This is a genomic window from Flavilitoribacter nigricans DSM 23189 = NBRC 102662 (genome assembly GCF_002646595.1).
Classification (GTDB): domain Bacteria; phylum Bacteroidota; class Bacteroidia; order Chitinophagales; family Saprospiraceae; genus Flavilitoribacter; species Flavilitoribacter nigricans.
In genome coordinates, this window is sequence record NZ_PDUD01000002.1 from 341,435 (window position 1) to 358,101 (window position 16,667).

Consider the following 16,667-nt stretch of genomic DNA (forward strand, 5'->3'; position numbering starts at 1 on the left):
AAATCCGAACCGATGAAAACTCCCGTTTTACTTTTTTGCCTGTGCCTGGGCATCGGCGTTTTGCAATCTTCCTGCAAAAAGGACGATGACGGCATGCTACCCGCCGATGATTGTCAGATATCCGCCAGCGTGGATGGGGTCCCCTACCGCTGGAGAATGCTCGCCGATTGCAGTTACAACAACGACCTGCTGCAGGTGGGAAATATTGCCAGCGACGAGGCCGAACTGACTATCACGCCAATTGACGGCACCGGTAGTTTCCCGACCGTCAATCCCAATAATACGATCACGCTACTGCTTACCCTGGATGCGACCACTCAGATCTACGTGGCGGATGTGGAGATCGAGGTGAGCTCCCTTTCCGACTCCCGGGCAGTCGGTACCTTCGAGGGGATCTTTACCGATATTGGTGGTAATACCTATCTGGTGGAGAATGGGAAATTCCGGGGCGTATTCTAGATTCCTGGCTTTCCCCACAGGGAACTTCCAGCAGCCCTATATGACAAAAGCCCTTCTCAGACTGGCTAAGAAGAGCTTTTTGATCTGCTTTGGTTCTTGATTTGGCTTGGTTAAGACTGAGTTTTTTCTTCAATCATGCAGGTCTGGGGGCAAATCTACAAATTATTATCGCCAAAAACGAACGTTTGTTCGTTTTAGTTAGCAAATTTTCGCTCCGCTTCGGTTTTTTGAGAAAATACCCCATAATCTATTGTTTGGGAAACAGCAATCGAAAACCCCAACCGACCAGCTAAGATCCAGTCGGCGGAGATATTTTCCCAAACCGGGGTGGGGAACAAAAGGCTACCTGGCCCTGGGCCCGGAAAACCGGTATAAGAGACCACTACTATATTTCCGCCTTCAAACTTCCATTATTGATACTGGAAGTGTATTTTTGCCAGCGTGCCAAATCAAAAGGGGCACAAAAGTCTAAGCATGAAAGCTGTTATTGATCAATTTCGCGGCGTAATTATCCAGATTGCAACCCCTTACAGTACAGGGACTGGTTTTTATTTGCGCGATGCGGATCTGATCGTTACCAACGACCACGTTGTACAGGATAACCGCCAGGTGGTCATTGATGGTCATCTGATCGAAAAGCAACTGGTCAAAGTGATCTACAGCGATCCCAAGCACGATCTGGCTTTCCTCGAAGCGCCGGTGCAGACTGACCTCCCGGATATTCACCTGGGCACCGATAAACTGCTTTCCGAAGGCGATCAGGTGATCGCCCTGGGGCACCCTTTCGGTTTCAAGTATACCTCCACGCAGGGCATCATTTCCAATGCCTCCCACGAGATCAACGACATCAGTTACTACCTGATCGACGCGGCCCTCAATCCGGGCAACAGCGGTGGTCCCCTACTCGACCGGCAGGGTGACGTGATCGGAGTGAATACCTTTATCGTTAAGGACGGTAATAATATCGGCTTCTCGCTGCCGATCAACTACCTCGTGGAAGCTATCGAGGAATTCAATAAAAGCGGTCGGAAGATTGGCGTTCGCTGTTCCTCCTGTCTGAATATTGTGGACGAAAGCAATATCGACGGCCAGTACTGCCCCTACTGCGGTTCGAAGGTCAAACTGCCGAGTCAGATCGAGGATTACGAACCCATCGGTGTGGCCCAGACCATTGAGACCATGCTGGAAAAAGCCGGTCACGACGTTCAGTTGTCGCGCCGGGGTCCCAACAACTGGGATATCCGCCAGGGCAGCGCCCGCATCTCGATCGCTTACTACGAAAAGAACGGACTGATCACCGGAGATGCCTACCTCTGCACCCTCCCCAAGAAGGAGATCGGACCGCTCTACGAATATTTGCTGCGGCAGAACTACGACGTGGAAAGCCTTACGTTCAGCGTCAAAGATCAGGACGTCATCCTTTCGCTGCTGATCTACGATCGCTACCTGAACGTAGAGACCGGCCTCGAACTTTTCACCCACCTTTTCGAAAAAGCGGATTATTACGATAATATTCTGGTCGAAGAGTACGGGGCTCAGTGGAAGTACGACGGAGAATAGGTTGATGATCCGATCATCTGATGATTTGATGATGGGATGATCTGATGATTAAATCTCCAGATCATCAAACCACCGTTTCCTGTGCTAAAATATACCGTTCCAACAATATCCCGCTCTTTTTTGCGTATTCATATTGGCAAGGAATTTGTTAAGGACTTTAACAGAGAAAGTCTAGATTTGCATTCCTTTTTTGAATAAATAAAAGAATCTCATGAAGAAGAACTTACTTCTTGGTTTTATGGTAGTCTTTTGCGCGCTGAGCTTGAGTCAGACTGCTATGGCACAATGTGTCCAAGGTCCGGATGGTAAATACGTCAGCCTGAACGGAGGAGACTGCATCAATACCATCGTAACGGCGGTTCCGTTTCTTCGCATTGTTTCCGATGCGCGTTCCGGCGCAATGGGAGATGTAGGTATTGCTATTTCTCCGGATGCCAACGCCATCCACTTCAACGCTTCGAAACTGGTATTTTCCGAAGAAGAAGGTGCGATTGCTGCCTCTTATTCGCCCTGGCTGCAGGCCCTCGGCTTAAACGACGTTTATCTGGCCTACCTAACCGGATACAAGAAACTCGATGAAAACCAGGCTATTACCGCCGGTTTGCGGTATTTTTCCCTGGGTAACATCCAATACACCGACGTAAACGGTGAAAACCTGAACGAAGGCCGGCCCAACGAATTTGAAGTTGCGGTGGGTTATTCCCGTCGTCTGGCCGAAAACTTCTCTGCCGGTATCACCGGTAAATTCATCTACTCCAACCTGGCTGCCGGGCAGCAACTGGAAGGAGGTGAGGTGATCGAAGCGGGCCTCGCCGGCGCTGCCGATATCTCTTTCACCTATCAGAACGAGATCGACCTGGGCGCAACGGATTCGGACCTGACGGTAGGTCTGGCCATTTCCAATATCGGTTCCAAGATCACCTACACCAAGTCACTGGACCGGGACTTCCTTCCCGCCAACCTCGGCTTGGGTGCAGCCTGGACCCTCAATCTGGATGAATACAACACCCTGACCTTCGCAACGGATATCAATAAACTGCTGGTACCTTCTCCCTGTCTGGGCGGTGCTGCAGAATGTGATCTGGATAACAACCAGAAGACCGACTACAAAGAGCAATCTTCCATCGCAGCGGCTTTCCAGTCTTTCGGTGATGCGCCTAACGGCTTTGAAGAAGAAATGCGCGAACTGATGTTCAGTTTCGGTATGGAATACTGGTACGACCAGCAATTTGCCGTACGGGCCGGTTACTTCAGCGAGCACGCTACCAAGGGCGGTCGTAAATTCCTGACCGTTGGTGTAGGTCTGAAATACAACATTTTCGGCCTCAATTTCTCTTACCTGGTACCTACTACCAACCAGCGTAACCCATTGGATAATACGCTCCGCTTCTCCCTGCTGTTCGACTTCAATGAATTCGACCAGTAAAAAGCGAGCTACCGGATCAAAAATTCGGTAAACCAAAAAGCCCTGATCTCACCGCTAGTGGTAGATCAGGGCTTTTTTTATTGCCCGTACTGACAGAAAAAACTTCCCTCTCCAAGTCGCCCACTCTCCAAATCACCCACTCGCCAAGTCACCCCTGACACCTCGCCCCTCACACCTCGCTCCTGAAACCTCACACCTCCTCCCCCTCTACCGTATAAACCAAACAATCCCCGCACCATCCGCACTCGCCCGAAACCGGATCGCCGACGTCTTCTGTTGGTAGTATTTCTTGACTTCTTCGTTGTAATGCCGGACCGCACTGAGCTTGAAACTCCCGGAAATGATCTGAAAAATTAGTCCCGAGCCCACTCCGACCAGGCCCAGTTGGAGCAGATCCCCTCCCAGATCCTTATTCTGACGGGAGACCAGTAGTCCGCCGATGGTAAAAAGGCTGCCGATGCTGTAGCCCGCAATGCACAACTGATCCGTCAGTTGCGCCAGCTTTATCTCATTGTTAGGAAGAGGATAGTCTTTCATGAAAAAGGCCATGACGGGTAGGGTGAGCGGTTTGCCGTCCAGCAGATAAGTCCGGTTGAGGAAGTTCGTACGGTAAATTATGGTATCCCGCACCAGGTCATTGCTGGTAACCTGAGCGGTGATATCGCCGCAAAAAAACAAAATAACACAGAGGATACAAACCCGCGAGAGCATAATTCAGCTTTGCTTGGTTAGAACATCTCAATCCGACAAAAGCAGGATCCTACCTCTACCTCAATCGTTTCCCCTACTTTCTTTTCGTTGGCTGTAGATGTAATTTTCTCATGATATCAGGATATCCAATCTAGGCAGACTAACTCGGATAAGCGAACATTTTCCCGCAAAATAGTTCAATCTTTTGAAATTCTTTCTGAAATTGAGCGATCGAAAACCAAAATTAGTATGCTACGCTTTACACTCACAGCTATTTTTATTTCAATTTTCACCATTCTGCTTACCGCTCAATTGACGCCTCCGGCCGCTACTCCGGCCCAGGCCCGACTGGACGGTTTCGATAAAAGGAAAGCACTGGCGGGCTCATCCCTGATCGACGCCATTGAATTTAAGAACATCGGACCAACCGTACAATCCGGCCGGGTGATCGACCTCGAGGTTAATCCCGATAATCCGACCGAATTCTATGTGGCCTATGCCTCCGGAGGCCTCTGGAAAACCACCAATAACGGTATGACGTTCAGTCCGATGTTCGAAAATGAAGCGGTGATGACGATCGGGGATATTGCCGTCGACTGGGAACGCAATACGATCTGGCTCGGTAGTGGCGAGGTTAACGCCAGCCGCTCGTCCTACGCCGGAACCGGTATGTACAAAAGTACCGACGGCGGCACCAACTGGGATTACATCGGACTACCCGAAAGCCACCACATCGGCCGGGTTATTCTACATCCGGACAACCCGGAGGTAGCCTGGGTAGCGGTACTGGGTCATCTATACAGCCCCAATCCCGAACGGGGAGTATACAAAACTTCCGATGGTGGAAAAAACTGGCAAAAGACCCTCTATGTAGACGAAAATACCGGCGCGGTGGATCTCATCATCGATCCGGATGATGCCAATACACTCTACACGGCCACCTGGACGCGGGAGCGGCGGGCCTGGAATTTCGTTGAAGCCGGATCCGGTTCCGCTATTTACAAAAGTACGGACGGGGGTAAGAACTGGAAATCGATCACGGGTAAGAAAAGTGGATTTCCGGCCGACGAAGGTACCGGTCGGATCGGACTGGATATTGCGCTGGATGAAAACGGAAAAAAGGTACTCTACGCGGCACTCGACAATTACAATCGGCGGCCCGAGGAGGAATCGGATGAGGAAACCCTTTCCAAAGCCGATCTGCGCAACATGAGCCGGGAGGATTTCAACGAGATTAAAGATTACCTGCTCGACGATTTCCTGCGAGGCAATCAGTTTCCCCGCAAGTTTAACGCCCGCACCATCAAAAAAATGATCCGGGACAACGAACTGACCATCGAGGGACTGGTGGCCTACACCGAAGATGCCAACTCCCTGCTGTTCGATACACCGGTGATCGGGCTGGAGATCTATCGCTCCGACGACGAGGGCAGGTCCTGGGAGAAAACCCACGAGGATTATATCGATTTTGTCTATAATTCCTACGGCTACTATTTTGGTCAGATCCGGATCAATCCCAGTGATGTCAATAAGATCTACGTGCTGGGGGTTCCCGTCATCCGCTCCGATGACGGCGGAAAAACCTTCAAATCCATTGGTGGCTCCAACGTACACGCGGATCACCACGCCCTCTGGATCAATCCGAAGGATCAGGATCACCTCATTCTGGGGAATGACGGCGGCGCCAACATCTCCTACGATGACGGCACCACCTGGAACAATTGCAACACCCCTTCCGTTGGGCAGTTCTACGCCATTGCCGTGGATATGGCTGAGCCCTATCAGGTATACGGCGGGCTGCAGGATAACGGGGTTTGGGTAGGACCGAGCAATTATCAGTCGAGCCCCGGCTGGATGGCTTCCGGTCAGTATCCCTACAAAGAGATCCTCGGCGGCGACGGTATGCAGGTAGCCGTGGATACCCGCGACAACAGCACCGTCTATACCGGCTTCCAGTTTGGTAATTATTTTCGGATCAATATGTCCGGCGGTCGCCGCCAGTCCATTACCCCGAAACACGAACTCGGTGAACGGCCGCTGCGCTGGAACTGGCAAACGCCCATCCACCTGTCCGTTCACAACCAGGACATTCTCTACATGGGCTCCAACAAACTGCATCGCTCCTTCAATCAGGGTGATGATTTTACGGAGATCTCCGATGACCTCACCCAGGGTGGGATCAAGGGTGACGTTGCCTTTGGCACGCTGGCCACGATCCACGAATCCCCGCTTCGCTTCGGCCTGCTTTATACGGGCTCCGACGATGGCCTGGTGCACGTGTCCCGCGACGGGGGGTACAACTGGGAAAAGATCATGGCGGGTCTGCCCGAAAACCTTTGGGTCAGCCGGGTGCAGGCCTCTGCCTTCGCCGAGGGCCGGGTATACCTAGCGCTAAATGGTTACCGCTGGGACGACTTCACACCTTATCTCTACGTTTCGGAAGATTACGGTAAGAGCTGGCAATCCATCGGCAAAGACCTGCCCCCGGAACCGATCAATGTGGTCAAAGAAGACCCCAAGAACGAGAATATTCTGTACGTCGGAACGGATAATGGCCTGTACATCAGCCTGGATCGCGGGCAGTCCTTCGTTTTTATGGACAATAACCTGCCGGCAGTCGCCGTACACGATCTCGTGGTGCATCCGCGGGAGAGCGAGTTGATCGTCGGCACTCATGGCCGTTCTCTGTACCTGGCCGATGTGAGTCAGCTTCAGCAATTTACCGAAGAGCTGATCGCCAGTGAGCTGCACGTTTTTGCTTTTGATGCCCCCCGCTTCAGCAGCCGCTGGGGCCGCACGGCCTGGTGGGGTAGCTCCGAACCGCAGATGGAGATCCCGGTTTACGCCAAAACGGACGGTAAGGCCACGCTCACGATCCAGACTAAAGGTGATGATCCTTTACTATTGAAAACCTTCGAAGCCGATCTCAATGCCGGTCTGAACTACCTGACCTACGATCTGACGGTTGACGTGGATCAGCTCGAAGCCTATAAAAGCTTCCTCAATAAGGATGTCAAAGAAAATGAGAAGCCCATTTCCGTCAAAAAGGCGGATAATGATAAGTTATACATCCGATCCGGGAAATATACCCTGGAGATCAAAAAGGGTGACACCGTGATTAAGAAGGAGTTAGAGATCCGGTAGGTGGGGACTTAGGAGAGAGGGAGACCGGGGACCGGGAGATTGGGAAAATGGGTGACTTTGAATGGTTGCTTCTTCTCCCGGTCTCCCGGTCTTTTTTTGACCTTCTACTGACGATCAAATGCCTTACGACTTCCCACTAAAATTTCTACCTTTGCCCCCATGCAGCTATCAGCAAAATTCCTAGCGGAACTCCTAGGAGGCGAAATAGAAGGTGATCCGAATGTAATGGTTAGCAAACCCAGCCGGATCGAAGAGGGAGGTGAAGGGACGATCTCTTTTTTGGGAAAAGATAAGTACGAGCACTACGCCTACGAGACGAGTGCCTCCATCTTATTGGTAAGCAAGGAGTTTACCCCGAGAAAGCCGGTCAGCGCCACCCTGATCCGGGTAGAGAACGTCTACCAGGCCATTGCCGTTCTGTTGGAAAAATTCGGCCAGGCTCAGGAGGGATCTACCGGAATAGCCGCCAGCGCTGTGCTGGATCCGACCGCCGAGATCGGCCCTTTGGTCAGCATCGGTCCGGGTGCAGTAATCGAAGCCGGAGCAACGATCGGAGCCGGCAGCCGCATCGCCGCGCAGGTTTTTGTCGGCACAAATGTTAAAATTGGCGACGGTGTTGTATTGTATCCCGGTGTGCGGATCATGAAAGACTGCGAGATCGGGGACCGTTGCGTTATTCATCCCAATACCGTGATCGGTAGTGACGGCTTCGGCTTCACTCCCCAAAACGACGGACATTACCAAAAGATCATCCACGTCGGGAACGTAATTCTCGAATCGGACGTCGAGATCGGCGCCAATACGACCGTAGATCGCGCCACCATGGGCGCTACCATCATACGGGAGGGCGCCAAACTGGATAATCTCGTGCAGATCGGCCACAACGCCGAGATCGGGGCCCATACGGTGATCGCCGCCCAGACCGGGATCGCCGGCAGCACCAAGATCGGCCGGCACTGCCGGATCGGTGGCCAGGTGGGTTTTGCGGGGCATATTACCATTGCCGACGGTACCCAGGTGCAGGCCCAGAGCGGGGTTGCCCAATCCGTCAAAACGCCCGGAACGTATCTCTTTGGCACCCCGGCTTTTGCTTACCGGGAATTCATCCGCTCTTTCATTGTTTTTAAAAAACTTCCGGAGTTGTATCGTCGCCTGACCCAGTTGGAGAGGGCCGCCGACGGAACCGCCGGGAAGAACCAGGATCGTTCTTCTCAATAGAAATCCGGTATCTAATTACTAATTCATATCTTTGCCCATTATTTCCTTAGTTTTATTCATATGAAGCAGCGCACATTAAAAGAACCGGTTACCCTCTCCGGAGTCGGATTACATACCGGTAGCGTGGTCAATATTACTTTCAAACCTGCCCCGGAAGATCATGGCTACAAGTTCGTCCGTACGGATCTGGAAAGTCAGCCGGTGATCCACGCCGACGTCAATAGGGTCGTTTCCACCGACCGGAACACCTGTCTGCAGGTAGGAGATGCTCAGGTAAAAACCGTGGAGCATGCTCTTTCAGCTTTACGAGGCCTCGGGGTCGATAATGCGCTGATCGAGATCGACGGACCGGAAGTCCCCATCATGGATGGAAGTGCTTATCCGTTTGTAGAAGCTATGGTCAAAGCCGGGATCGAAGAACAGGAAGTCGATCGCGAATATTTTGTGGTAGAGGAACCGATCGTTTATCGCAGCGAGGACGGTTCCACCGAGATCATGGCCCTGCCGTCCGATGGTTTTGAGATCACGACCATGATCGATTTCAATTCGCCGGTGCTGGGGCAGCAGTATGCCTCCCTGAATAATCTTGACGATTACGCCAATGAGATCGCTCCCTGTCGGACTTTCGTTTTTCTGCACGAACTGGAAGCCCTGATCGACCGCGACCTCATCAAAGGCGGAGATCTGGAAAACGCGATCGTGATCGTAGACCGCCCCGTTAAGCAGAGCACACTCAACGGGCTGGCCACAAAACTGGGTAAACCCAATATCGAAGTTGCGGAAGAAGGTATCCTGAATACGCTGAAACTGCAGTTCAAGAACGAGCCGGCCCGTCATAAACTGCTCGATATCATTGGTGACACCTCCCTGCTCGGTAAACCCATCAAAGGGCGCATCATTGCGACCAAACCGGGGCACCGGGCCAATATTGAATTCACGAAGCTACTCAAGAAAAGCTACCTGGAGCAACGCAAACTGCGGGGCAAACCCAAGTACGACCCGAATGAGGAGCCGGTAATGGATAACGTTACCATCGCACAGTGGCTGCCCCACCGCTACCCGCTGTTGCTGGTGGATAAGATCATCGAGCTCAGCAAGGAGGTGGTCGTTGGCGTCAAAAGCGTCACCTTTAACGAATATTTCTTTCAGGGACATTTTCCCGGCAACCCGGTGATGCCCGGTGTGCTGATAATCGAAGCGCTGGCCCAGACCGGCGGTATCCTGGCGATGCACAATGTAGGCGACCCCGGCCATTGGGATACCTACTTCATCAAGATTGACAATGTCAAGTTCAAACAGATGGTCCAGCCGGGAGACACCCTACTGCTCAAGATGGAACTAATGGCTCCGATCCGTCGGGGTATCTGCCAGATGCAGGCTACTGCCTATGTGGGCAATAAAATAGCTGCAGAAGGTGAATTAACCGCACAAATCGTTAAGCGCTCGTAGTATGAAGCATTCTCCATCCCATAGCGTCATTCATCCGGATGCGAAGATCGGCAGTAATGTCACCATCGGTCCTTTCTGCTACATCGACGGCGATGTGGTTATCGGTGATAACACCTGGATTGGTCCCAATGTGACGATATTCGATGGTGCCCGCATTGGAGACGACGTCAAGATATTTCCCGGAGCGGTCATTAGTGGTATCCCGCAGGATCTTAAATTTGAAGGTGAAGTGACTACCGCCGAGATCGGTAGCGGCAGCACCATCAGAGAATACGTGACCGTCAACCGCGGTACTAAATACGCCGGAAAAACCGTAGTGGGCGAAAGCTGCCTGCTCATGGCTTACGTACACGTAGCCCACGATTGTCTTCTCGGCAATAATGTCATTCTGGCCAATAACGTTACCCTGGCCGGCCACGTTGAGATCGCCGACTGGGCAATCCTGGAAGGCCTGGTAGCCGTTCAGCAATTTACCAAGATCGGAGGCCACAGCTTTATTGCCGGCGGATCCCTGGTCCGCAAAAACGTACCGCCTTTCATCAAGGCCGCCCGCGAACCGCTGTCTTACGTCGGTGTTAACCACGTTGGGCTGAAACGGCGATCTTTTACCAGCGAACAGATCAATCACATTCACGAGATCTATCGCATCCTCTTCGTAAAAGGCCACAATATCACCAACGCCATCAACGAGATCAACGATACGGTTGCCTCTACGCCCGAACGGGAAGCCATTCTTTCCTTTATCAAAGAAGCGGACTCGGGGATCGTGAAAGGCTTCCAGCAGATCAACGGCAGCCTGTATGAAGATTGAGCTGGAAAAAGTAGCCAAACGCTACCGTCGCGAATGGATACTGCGCAAAGTGGATCTAACGATCGAAGCCGGGAAGAGGTACGCCATCGAAGGCCCCAACGGTTCCGGTAAATCCACTTTGCTGCGCATCCTCTCCGGCCATCTCACGCCCAGTAAAGGTAAGATCCGGCACCTGGTCGATGGCCAGGTGATCGATCCGGATCAGGTGTACCGCCACCTCTCCTACGCGGCTCCCTACATCGAACTCATCGAAGAGCTGACGCTGGCCGAAGCCCTTCGTTTTCACCGGCGGTTCAAGGAATTTCTGCCCGGTCTGGACGATGAGGTGATCCTGGAACTGCTCTCCCTGCCGGGTAATTCCTCCAAACTGGTGCGCCACTTCTCTTCCGGCATGAAACAACGCCTCAAACTGGCGCTGGCCCTCTGCTCGGATACCTCCTTCCTGCTGCTGGACGAACCCACCACCAACCTGGATCAGCAGGGTATCGACTGGTACCTGCAACTTGTGGAACGCTTTGCGGGAGACCGGACCGTCGTCGTAGCCTCTAATGTAGCGGTGGATTTTGGGTTTTGTGAGGAGCGGTTCAGTGTGTTACAGTATAAAAAATCGTGACAACTTCCGCCGGGCAGCACCTTCCTATCTTACTGTATTTCCTAACTCTTATCCCATCATCGGCAATTTGTCCACATGAAAATGTATTGTTAAAAAAAGACAAGTCCTCATTTTTGTCTTTCACTCCTTCCTGCAATTAGGAATATCTTGGTTCCGTCCGTTAAGGTTTATGCCACAATAGCCGGTGCGGATCTTTCCCAATAACTGAATCTATACTCTATCCTTACGAATACTGATTTCACCATCGGAAAAACTAATCCTTAGTGCCAGGAAGTGACTGAAGAGTCACTTCCTTTATTTTTACCGGGACTCAAGACCGGCGTGCGATCGTCCGCAACGTAAATGCTGGTCTTCAGATGCGTTCCCGGCGAAACGATTACTTTGGAATTGGAAGCCCTTTTTATCCTCCGCTCAATGCAGCTGCAAATTCCCTCCAACTTGAAGCCCCGACTTTTTCCCATAGTCAGCAAGGAAGTTGACAAAATGGATTAAAACCCTCCTTATAACATCATACACTCAGGTATTAATTCCGATGTCAAATATTTTTAATCAATTGGCAATCAATATTTTCTGCATTTTATTTAAATTAGCTTTTTGTCCCGACTATTTTCCCTTTCTGTTATGCGCCCCTTGCCCCAATCTCCGGAGTTCATCACCGATCCTCTGGTCAATTTCCGATCGTAGTTTTTTTTACCCGTACCAACTCGAAACCCAAACTCGTAAAGTGCATGCTTAAATCCGAATTAATTCACCTGATCACTCCATTCAGTAAAGCTGAAATGAGGAAAGCAGAACAATTCCTGAAATCTCCTTACCACAATGCCAACCGGACTGCACTGGCATTATTTAAGTACATCCGCCGGTTTTATCCGGAGTTGAACAGCTTCAAACTGGATCGCAAACACGTATATCCACACCTGTACCCACGGGAAGCGTTCAATGAAAAGCGGTTGCGCAATCAGATGTGGAAATTAAAGAAACTACTGGAGCAGTTTTTATTGCACGAGCAATTGCAGCGGGAAGATCATATCCAGAATCAGTTGCTGGTGAAGGCCTGTTTCCGAAAACTGAATTATGAAGAGTTTGCCGCTTTAATCCAGCGATGCGTATCCGATCTGGAAAAACCCGGGTTCCGGGATTCGGAATTCTACCAAAAGCAATTGTGGTTTTACGAAGAGTTGTATTATCATCCGGACCGGAGTATGTACCAGACCGATCAATATTCCGTGCTGGCCATCATTCAGGATCTTGAGCGGTATTACGCACTTTCGAAACTCCGATTTGAGACTGACCAGGAAGTGCGCAAAGCGGTTATCGAAGAGACTACCTCCAGCACCTTTGAACTACAAATGCTCCTGGAAGCCTTTCGGCAAATACAGCCGGAAAATGCCCTGATCGGCTTGTATCTGCAGCTGTACAACTTCCGGCAGGCACCACTATCCGCCGGGGAGTTCTCCGCAGCGATCGATCAGCTTACCCGCCACTTCGGACTAATGGGTGAGAAGGAAAAAGCCTACCTGGTGAGTGCGTTTATCAACACGGGAGTGTATTATCACAATAAGGGCGAAAAGCAGTTTACCGCTCTGGTAGCCCGCCTGTACAAAATTGCCGAGGAGCAGGAAGTCATCAGTTACCGGGAGAAGATCCAGGCATCCACTTTTTTGAATGCGGTACTTCTGTGCAGTGCAGCAGGCGAATTGGTGTGGGCAAAAGACTTCATAAAAAAGTACGGTTCTTGTTTGGCACCCCACGACAGAAATTACACCATCAACCTGGCACTGGGTTACTGGTATTTCCTGAACAGCCGGCAGCTGCCCGATCAAAAACAGGAAATGCTCCGGCAGGCCCACGAGCATTTAAGTTTAATCCCCTATTCGGGTCTGGTGATTGATCTCAGGCTGCGGTCGCTGCAATTACGGGTCTATTACGAACTGGAATTAATAAGAGGCAACGTCAGCGTTTTTCTGAATTTTGCGGAAGCTTTCGAGAAATGGCTGATGCGAGACCCACGGCTGGCGCAGGAAAGGAACAAAGCTTATTTGAATTTTGTACGGCTATCCAAGCAACTGGTAAAGTTCACGGAGCAGGAAGCATCATCCGCGGAACAACTCGATCATTTCATAGCAAAAGTCAATAAGAAGAAGCCGATCATTCTAAAGGACTGGATAATTGAAAAAGCGGAGGAGCTCAAGTAGCTCCTCCGCCAGTGTTTTTACACCTCGCCGATCTCATCGGATCCGATCAGGCCGTTTTCACCGGTATCGTCTCCGTCTCCTCCTTTGATCTTTTCGGGGTTCTTGATCTCAAAGGATTTAAAAATAGCGAGGGCTCTGGAATTCAGTTTAGTTTCCATGATTAAAAATTTAACTGTGGTTTAGTAAAAAGGCAGAGGCAATAACATTTCACCTCTTACCGGTTATCCTGGTAATATTTTGAGTTCGACCGCTACCACCGGACATAGCCTGCCCATCGGGTGTGCAGGCAAACCCGCGAACGGCCTTGATCCCGATCTCGCGATCGACAACGGCCAACGGCTATTTTGGTAAAGACATAGCTAATTCAGCCTTTACCAATGAGCCGGCAATGGTTATTAAACCCCAGTTAAATGTTTGTGATAAGTCTGATACCAGGCCATTAGACCGAAAAGTCTATGGTACAGACGGTAGTTGATCAGTTTGAAAAAAAGTAGAGTAACCGTTTTCCAAAAACCGATTCATCTTTTTCCCCCGGATAAATCGGTGATCCGTCGCCTAATTTGGCGTTGGAGTCATATAAATATAGCCAATTTTAGGCAAAAAAGTTCCCCGCTTGTCGTTTTTTTTGCAGGAGGCCGTCCAGGTTTCCGCCGATCACGGCTCCAGTTTTTGTGTTTCGGGAAATGCATACATAAATGCCAGATGTGGGAAAAGTCCAGTACCAACCTTCAATCGAATACGACTATTTTCGTCACCATTAAAGCCTGGGCATTCAGACTCCCGTTTTCTATGCGCAACAACAGGATGATAAATTGAAAATTCAAGTTTTGAACGGCACTAATTCAGGGTGAGTCGACACTTGGGCAGTAATAAAAATGTTAGGATAAGGGCACAAAATAAGGCAACCCGGAGAGGTCATTATTTTTGAAGTGACCTAACTAAAAAATATGATCTTATGCCCGAGTTGCCAGAGCATAAAGATAGTCAAGATTGGAAAGACTTATACGGTAGGAAGAATCATAAGTGCAAAACTGTGGTTGACAGTTGGTGTTCAACAACAATCATTACACCACAAAAGATCGGCGAGAAATGATCCGCAAAGCCCTGAATCAACGGATCAGTCTGCTGGGTATATGCTGATTTTTTTTGGGAAACTTCCTTGGTTACTGGATTTTGGGGAATTAGTATGGAAAGAAGTACCGATGGACATTGGACTGAATAATTTATGGCTAAAAAAGCTACGTCCTGAAAAGGCTCAATTTATTGTTATACAATTAGATGAAGCCTGGTCTTTTGTAGATAACAAGAAACAAAAGCGATGGATTTGGGGGGTCTTCGATCCAGTGAATCGCTTAGTCGTTGCCTTTCAAATCGGCAATCGTGGCAAAGAAAGCGCTAAGGCTTTATTGTGTAAGATACCGGTCGGATACAAGCGCAAATGTTTTTTTGCCACTGACTAATAGAATACCTACATAGCTATCATTCCTACTAAAAAGTATATGGAGGGCAAAGCGTTTACCTATACCATTGAAGGATTTTGAACCGCAATGAGAGCAAGAGTTTCCAGGTTGGTCAGAAAAAGTGTGGCGTCCTCAAAAGTGAATCGTAATTATTTTTTGGCTAATTGATATTATTTCTACCAATTCAATTTGGCCCGTTTTCATAGATTACAAAATCAGGCGGTCATCCTTACAAGTTGATTACCGCCGAATATCGGTTCAAACCGCAATTTTCTGCCAGACAATTGTGGTCTAATAAATTTCTAATTTTTTTAGAATACCCGCCTAGAAAAACGAAAAGTGGAAGAAATCACGACAAAGCATAGAGTCTAAATCATTGATTATCATTTATTTAAAAAATTGGCATAAAAAATGTTTGATACTTTTCTACAGTATGGAATAAAGAAAATCAAGAATTTGAAAAAATGACAGTAGCAAAAAACAGCTTACCACCACCTATTTTTCCTTCCCCCCTGCAAACAAATCTCCAACTTCCCGGTGAAGAACCTGATCTCATACCATCGAATGATCATCGTCCGGTGCTGAGAACTGATCGACTACAGCACGCCATTGCCTTCGCGCGAGTTATTCAGGATTGTATAATTGATACGATCGCAACAAAAAACCGACGATGTCCAACTCCACGAAAACTGAACAGCGACACTGCAATAGCTCAGTTTATCAAGTGTATCACGCAGGAAGCATTCAGTTTGACAAAGCATATGTACCTCAATCGCCACAATTCGCCAACCGAAGCGTACAATGGGCACTTCACACCGTTTTTGCATAACATCAGTGAACAGAATAAAGCGGTGATCTCGAATGTTCTGGATTTGATGGAACGCGAATCTAAGGTCCCACCTTGTACCTCAATAATCTACTTTCGGCAAGCGCGGGTAGGTCTTTATCGATCAATTACCCGCCGTTTATGCGATCTATATGGCTTTTCTGGTCCCAAAAGTGACACCATGTACCAGTATGCAGAATTAATGGGGCTTATCAGCCAGATCAATTATGACAATACAGGTTTCATTCTGGAGCAGCATCCGGGAAAAAATAATAATGAAGATGATGTCAGACAAGAGTTCTTCATTGAAAAGAACGCTTTACCCTTCTTGTTGCACCGGCATATCGGGAAGGAAGACGGTATCATCAATAATCTGATTGAAGAAAATAATGGTCGCTATCAGTTCGGACTACACAATGTTATTCTGAAAATGTTATGCCTCAGTGGTGCTATCATACAAGCAGTTACTATCTTTAAACAATTCAGAGAAATGGCAGAACAATACCTTACCTGCATAACCTCCAACACCATTATTTATCAGCACTTTTTAGAGTTGGGCTCCAATGATCTATATGCACATATTTTTAGAGCTGATGAATTCTATACCCAGAATATATGCGGACTTTACTACTGTGAGCATAGTCATTTGCCGATTTTAAAGCAAAGTCGTCGGGATGATTGTCTATTTGACGACAAGAATTAGGCCGTCCCTGTAAATTCTCCAGGAGATAGTCTTCGATATAAAATTTGGCTATTGGCCGTTTCCCTTGTGGAGTTGTAAATCCGAAGATTGATGATTCTAGGTCTATACGGTCC

Annotated in this window: 13 protein-coding genes; 11 read left to right on the forward strand and 2 right to left on the reverse strand. The window is 49.3% G+C overall.

Translation table 11 applies throughout. The features are described from left to right. Nucleotides 1–12 precede the first annotated feature (12 nt). The 3 genes from CRP01_RS03040 (at nucleotide 13) to porV (ending at nucleotide 3,445) form a co-directional block, all read left to right on the forward strand. Nucleotides 13–459 carry a hypothetical protein gene (locus tag CRP01_RS03040; protein ID WP_099148515.1) on the forward strand — a complete coding sequence of 149 codons (447 nt, stop codon included), beginning with the start codon at nucleotides 13–15 and terminating at the stop codon, nucleotides 457–459. Between the two features lie 474 nt (nucleotides 460–933). Beyond that, on the forward strand, nucleotides 934–2,019 hold the full coding sequence (locus CRP01_RS03045; RefSeq protein ID WP_099148516.1) for a trypsin-like peptidase domain-containing protein: 1,086 nt from the start codon (nucleotides 934–936) through the stop codon (nucleotides 2,017–2,019). Nucleotides 2,020–2,230: 211 nt separating this feature from the next. Continuing rightward, entirely contained in the window at nucleotides 2,231–3,445 is a 1,215-nt protein-coding gene (gene porV / locus CRP01_RS03050) for a type IX secretion system outer membrane channel protein PorV (protein WP_099148517.1), read from the forward strand. A 207-nt stretch (nucleotides 3,446–3,652) separates the two neighbouring features. Here the strand turns inward: porV and CRP01_RS03055 are convergent, their stop codons facing one another. After that, nucleotides 3,653–4,156 (reverse strand): hypothetical protein, encoded by a 504-nt coding sequence (locus CRP01_RS03055; protein WP_099148518.1) that lies wholly within the window; start codon nucleotides 4,154–4,156, stop codon nucleotides 3,653–3,655. A gap of 228 nt (nucleotides 4,157–4,384) precedes the next feature. Between CRP01_RS03055 and CRP01_RS03060 the strand changes: the two genes are divergently transcribed. The 6 genes from CRP01_RS03060 to CRP01_RS03085 all read left to right on the forward strand — a co-directional run bounded on the left by CRP01_RS03060 (nucleotide 4,385) and on the right by CRP01_RS03085 (nucleotide 13,565). Further along, nucleotides 4,385–7,279 carry a VPS10 domain-containing protein gene (locus tag CRP01_RS03060; protein WP_099148519.1) on the forward strand — a complete coding sequence of 965 codons (2,895 nt, stop codon included), beginning with the start codon at nucleotides 4,385–4,387 and terminating at the stop codon, nucleotides 7,277–7,279. Between the two features lie 159 nt (nucleotides 7,280–7,438). Then, nucleotides 7,439–8,497: a UDP-3-O-(3-hydroxymyristoyl)glucosamine N-acyltransferase gene (gene lpxD / locus CRP01_RS03065; RefSeq protein ID WP_099148520.1), complete on the forward strand. Its 1,059-nt coding sequence runs from the start codon at nucleotides 7,439–7,441 to the stop codon at nucleotides 8,495–8,497. A 60-nt stretch (nucleotides 8,498–8,557) separates the two neighbouring features. Then, nucleotides 8,558–9,946 (forward strand): bifunctional UDP-3-O-[3-hydroxymyristoyl] N-acetylglucosamine deacetylase/3-hydroxyacyl-ACP dehydratase, encoded by a 1,389-nt coding sequence (locus CRP01_RS03070; protein WP_099148521.1) that lies wholly within the window; start codon nucleotides 8,558–8,560, stop codon nucleotides 9,944–9,946. A 1-nt stretch (nucleotide 9,947) separates the two neighbouring features. Continuing rightward, nucleotides 9,948–10,757, forward strand: coding sequence for an acyl-ACP--UDP-N-acetylglucosamine O-acyltransferase (lpxA, locus tag CRP01_RS03075; RefSeq protein ID WP_099148522.1), 810 nt, complete (start codon nucleotides 9,948–9,950; stop codon nucleotides 10,755–10,757). Further along, on the forward strand, nucleotides 10,747–11,370 hold the full coding sequence (locus CRP01_RS03080; protein ID WP_099148523.1) for an ABC transporter ATP-binding protein: 624 nt from the start codon (nucleotides 10,747–10,749) through the stop codon (nucleotides 11,368–11,370). Before lpxA ends, CRP01_RS03080 begins: the two co-directional genes overlap by 11 nt. 728 nt (nucleotides 11,371–12,098) lie before the next feature. Next, nucleotides 12,099–13,565 carry a hypothetical protein gene (locus CRP01_RS03085; protein ID WP_099148524.1) on the forward strand — a complete coding sequence of 489 codons (1,467 nt, stop codon included), beginning with the start codon at nucleotides 12,099–12,101 and terminating at the stop codon, nucleotides 13,563–13,565. A gap of 17 nt (nucleotides 13,566–13,582) precedes the next feature. On the opposite strand, the gene CRP01_RS42105 is transcribed toward CRP01_RS03085, so the two are convergent. Next, nucleotides 13,583–13,723, reverse strand: coding sequence for a hypothetical protein (locus tag CRP01_RS42105; RefSeq protein ID WP_170110197.1), 141 nt, complete (start codon nucleotides 13,721–13,723; stop codon nucleotides 13,583–13,585). A gap of 789 nt (nucleotides 13,724–14,512) precedes the next feature. Here CRP01_RS42105 and CRP01_RS03090 point away from each other — a divergent pair. Both CRP01_RS03090 and CRP01_RS03095 read left to right on the forward strand, forming a co-directional pair. Then, nucleotides 14,513–15,025, forward strand: a complete 513-nt coding sequence (locus CRP01_RS03090; protein WP_099148525.1) for an IS1 family transposase — start codon at nucleotides 14,513–14,515, stop codon at nucleotides 15,023–15,025. A gap of 464 nt (nucleotides 15,026–15,489) precedes the next feature. Then, the gene (locus CRP01_RS03095; RefSeq protein ID WP_099148526.1) at nucleotides 15,490–16,554 is read left to right on the forward strand and encodes a hypothetical protein; all 1,065 of its coding nucleotides are present in this window, start codon (nucleotides 15,490–15,492) and stop codon (nucleotides 16,552–16,554) included. Nucleotides 16,555–16,667 lie beyond the last annotated feature (113 nt).

What these genes read in the sequence shown, in the direction of transcription:
- lpxD (WP_099148520.1), top strand. Translation starts at nt 7,439, where the DNA reads ATGCAGCTATCAGCAAAATTCCTAGCGGAACTCCTAGGAGGCGAAATA.
- CRP01_RS03055 (WP_099148518.1), bottom strand. Translation starts at nt 4,156, where the DNA reads ATGCTCTCGCGGGTTTGTATCCTCTGTGTTATTTTGTTTTTTTGCGGC.
- CRP01_RS03090 (WP_099148525.1), top strand. Translation starts at nt 14,513, where the DNA reads ATGATCTTATGCCCGAGTTGCCAGAGCATAAAGATAGTCAAGATTGGA.
- CRP01_RS03040 (WP_099148515.1), top strand. Translation starts at nt 13, where the DNA reads ATGAAAACTCCCGTTTTACTTTTTTGCCTGTGCCTGGGCATCGGCGTT.
- CRP01_RS42105 (WP_170110197.1), bottom strand. Translation starts at nt 13,723, where the DNA reads ATGGAAACTAAACTGAATTCCAGAGCCCTCGCTATTTTTAAATCCTTT.
- CRP01_RS03045 (WP_099148516.1), top strand. Translation starts at nt 934, where the DNA reads ATGAAAGCTGTTATTGATCAATTTCGCGGCGTAATTATCCAGATTGCA.
- lpxA (WP_099148522.1), top strand. Translation starts at nt 9,948, where the DNA reads ATGAAGCATTCTCCATCCCATAGCGTCATTCATCCGGATGCGAAGATC.
- porV (WP_099148517.1), top strand. Translation starts at nt 2,231, where the DNA reads ATGAAGAAGAACTTACTTCTTGGTTTTATGGTAGTCTTTTGCGCGCTG.
- CRP01_RS03070 (WP_099148521.1), top strand. Translation starts at nt 8,558, where the DNA reads ATGAAGCAGCGCACATTAAAAGAACCGGTTACCCTCTCCGGAGTCGGA.
- CRP01_RS03080 (WP_099148523.1), top strand. Translation starts at nt 10,747, where the DNA reads ATGAAGATTGAGCTGGAAAAAGTAGCCAAACGCTACCGTCGCGAATGG.
- CRP01_RS03095 (WP_099148526.1), top strand. Translation starts at nt 15,490, where the DNA reads ATGACAGTAGCAAAAAACAGCTTACCACCACCTATTTTTCCTTCCCCC.
- CRP01_RS03060 (WP_099148519.1), top strand. Translation starts at nt 4,385, where the DNA reads ATGCTACGCTTTACACTCACAGCTATTTTTATTTCAATTTTCACCATT.
- CRP01_RS03085 (WP_099148524.1), top strand. Translation starts at nt 12,099, where the DNA reads ATGCTTAAATCCGAATTAATTCACCTGATCACTCCATTCAGTAAAGCT.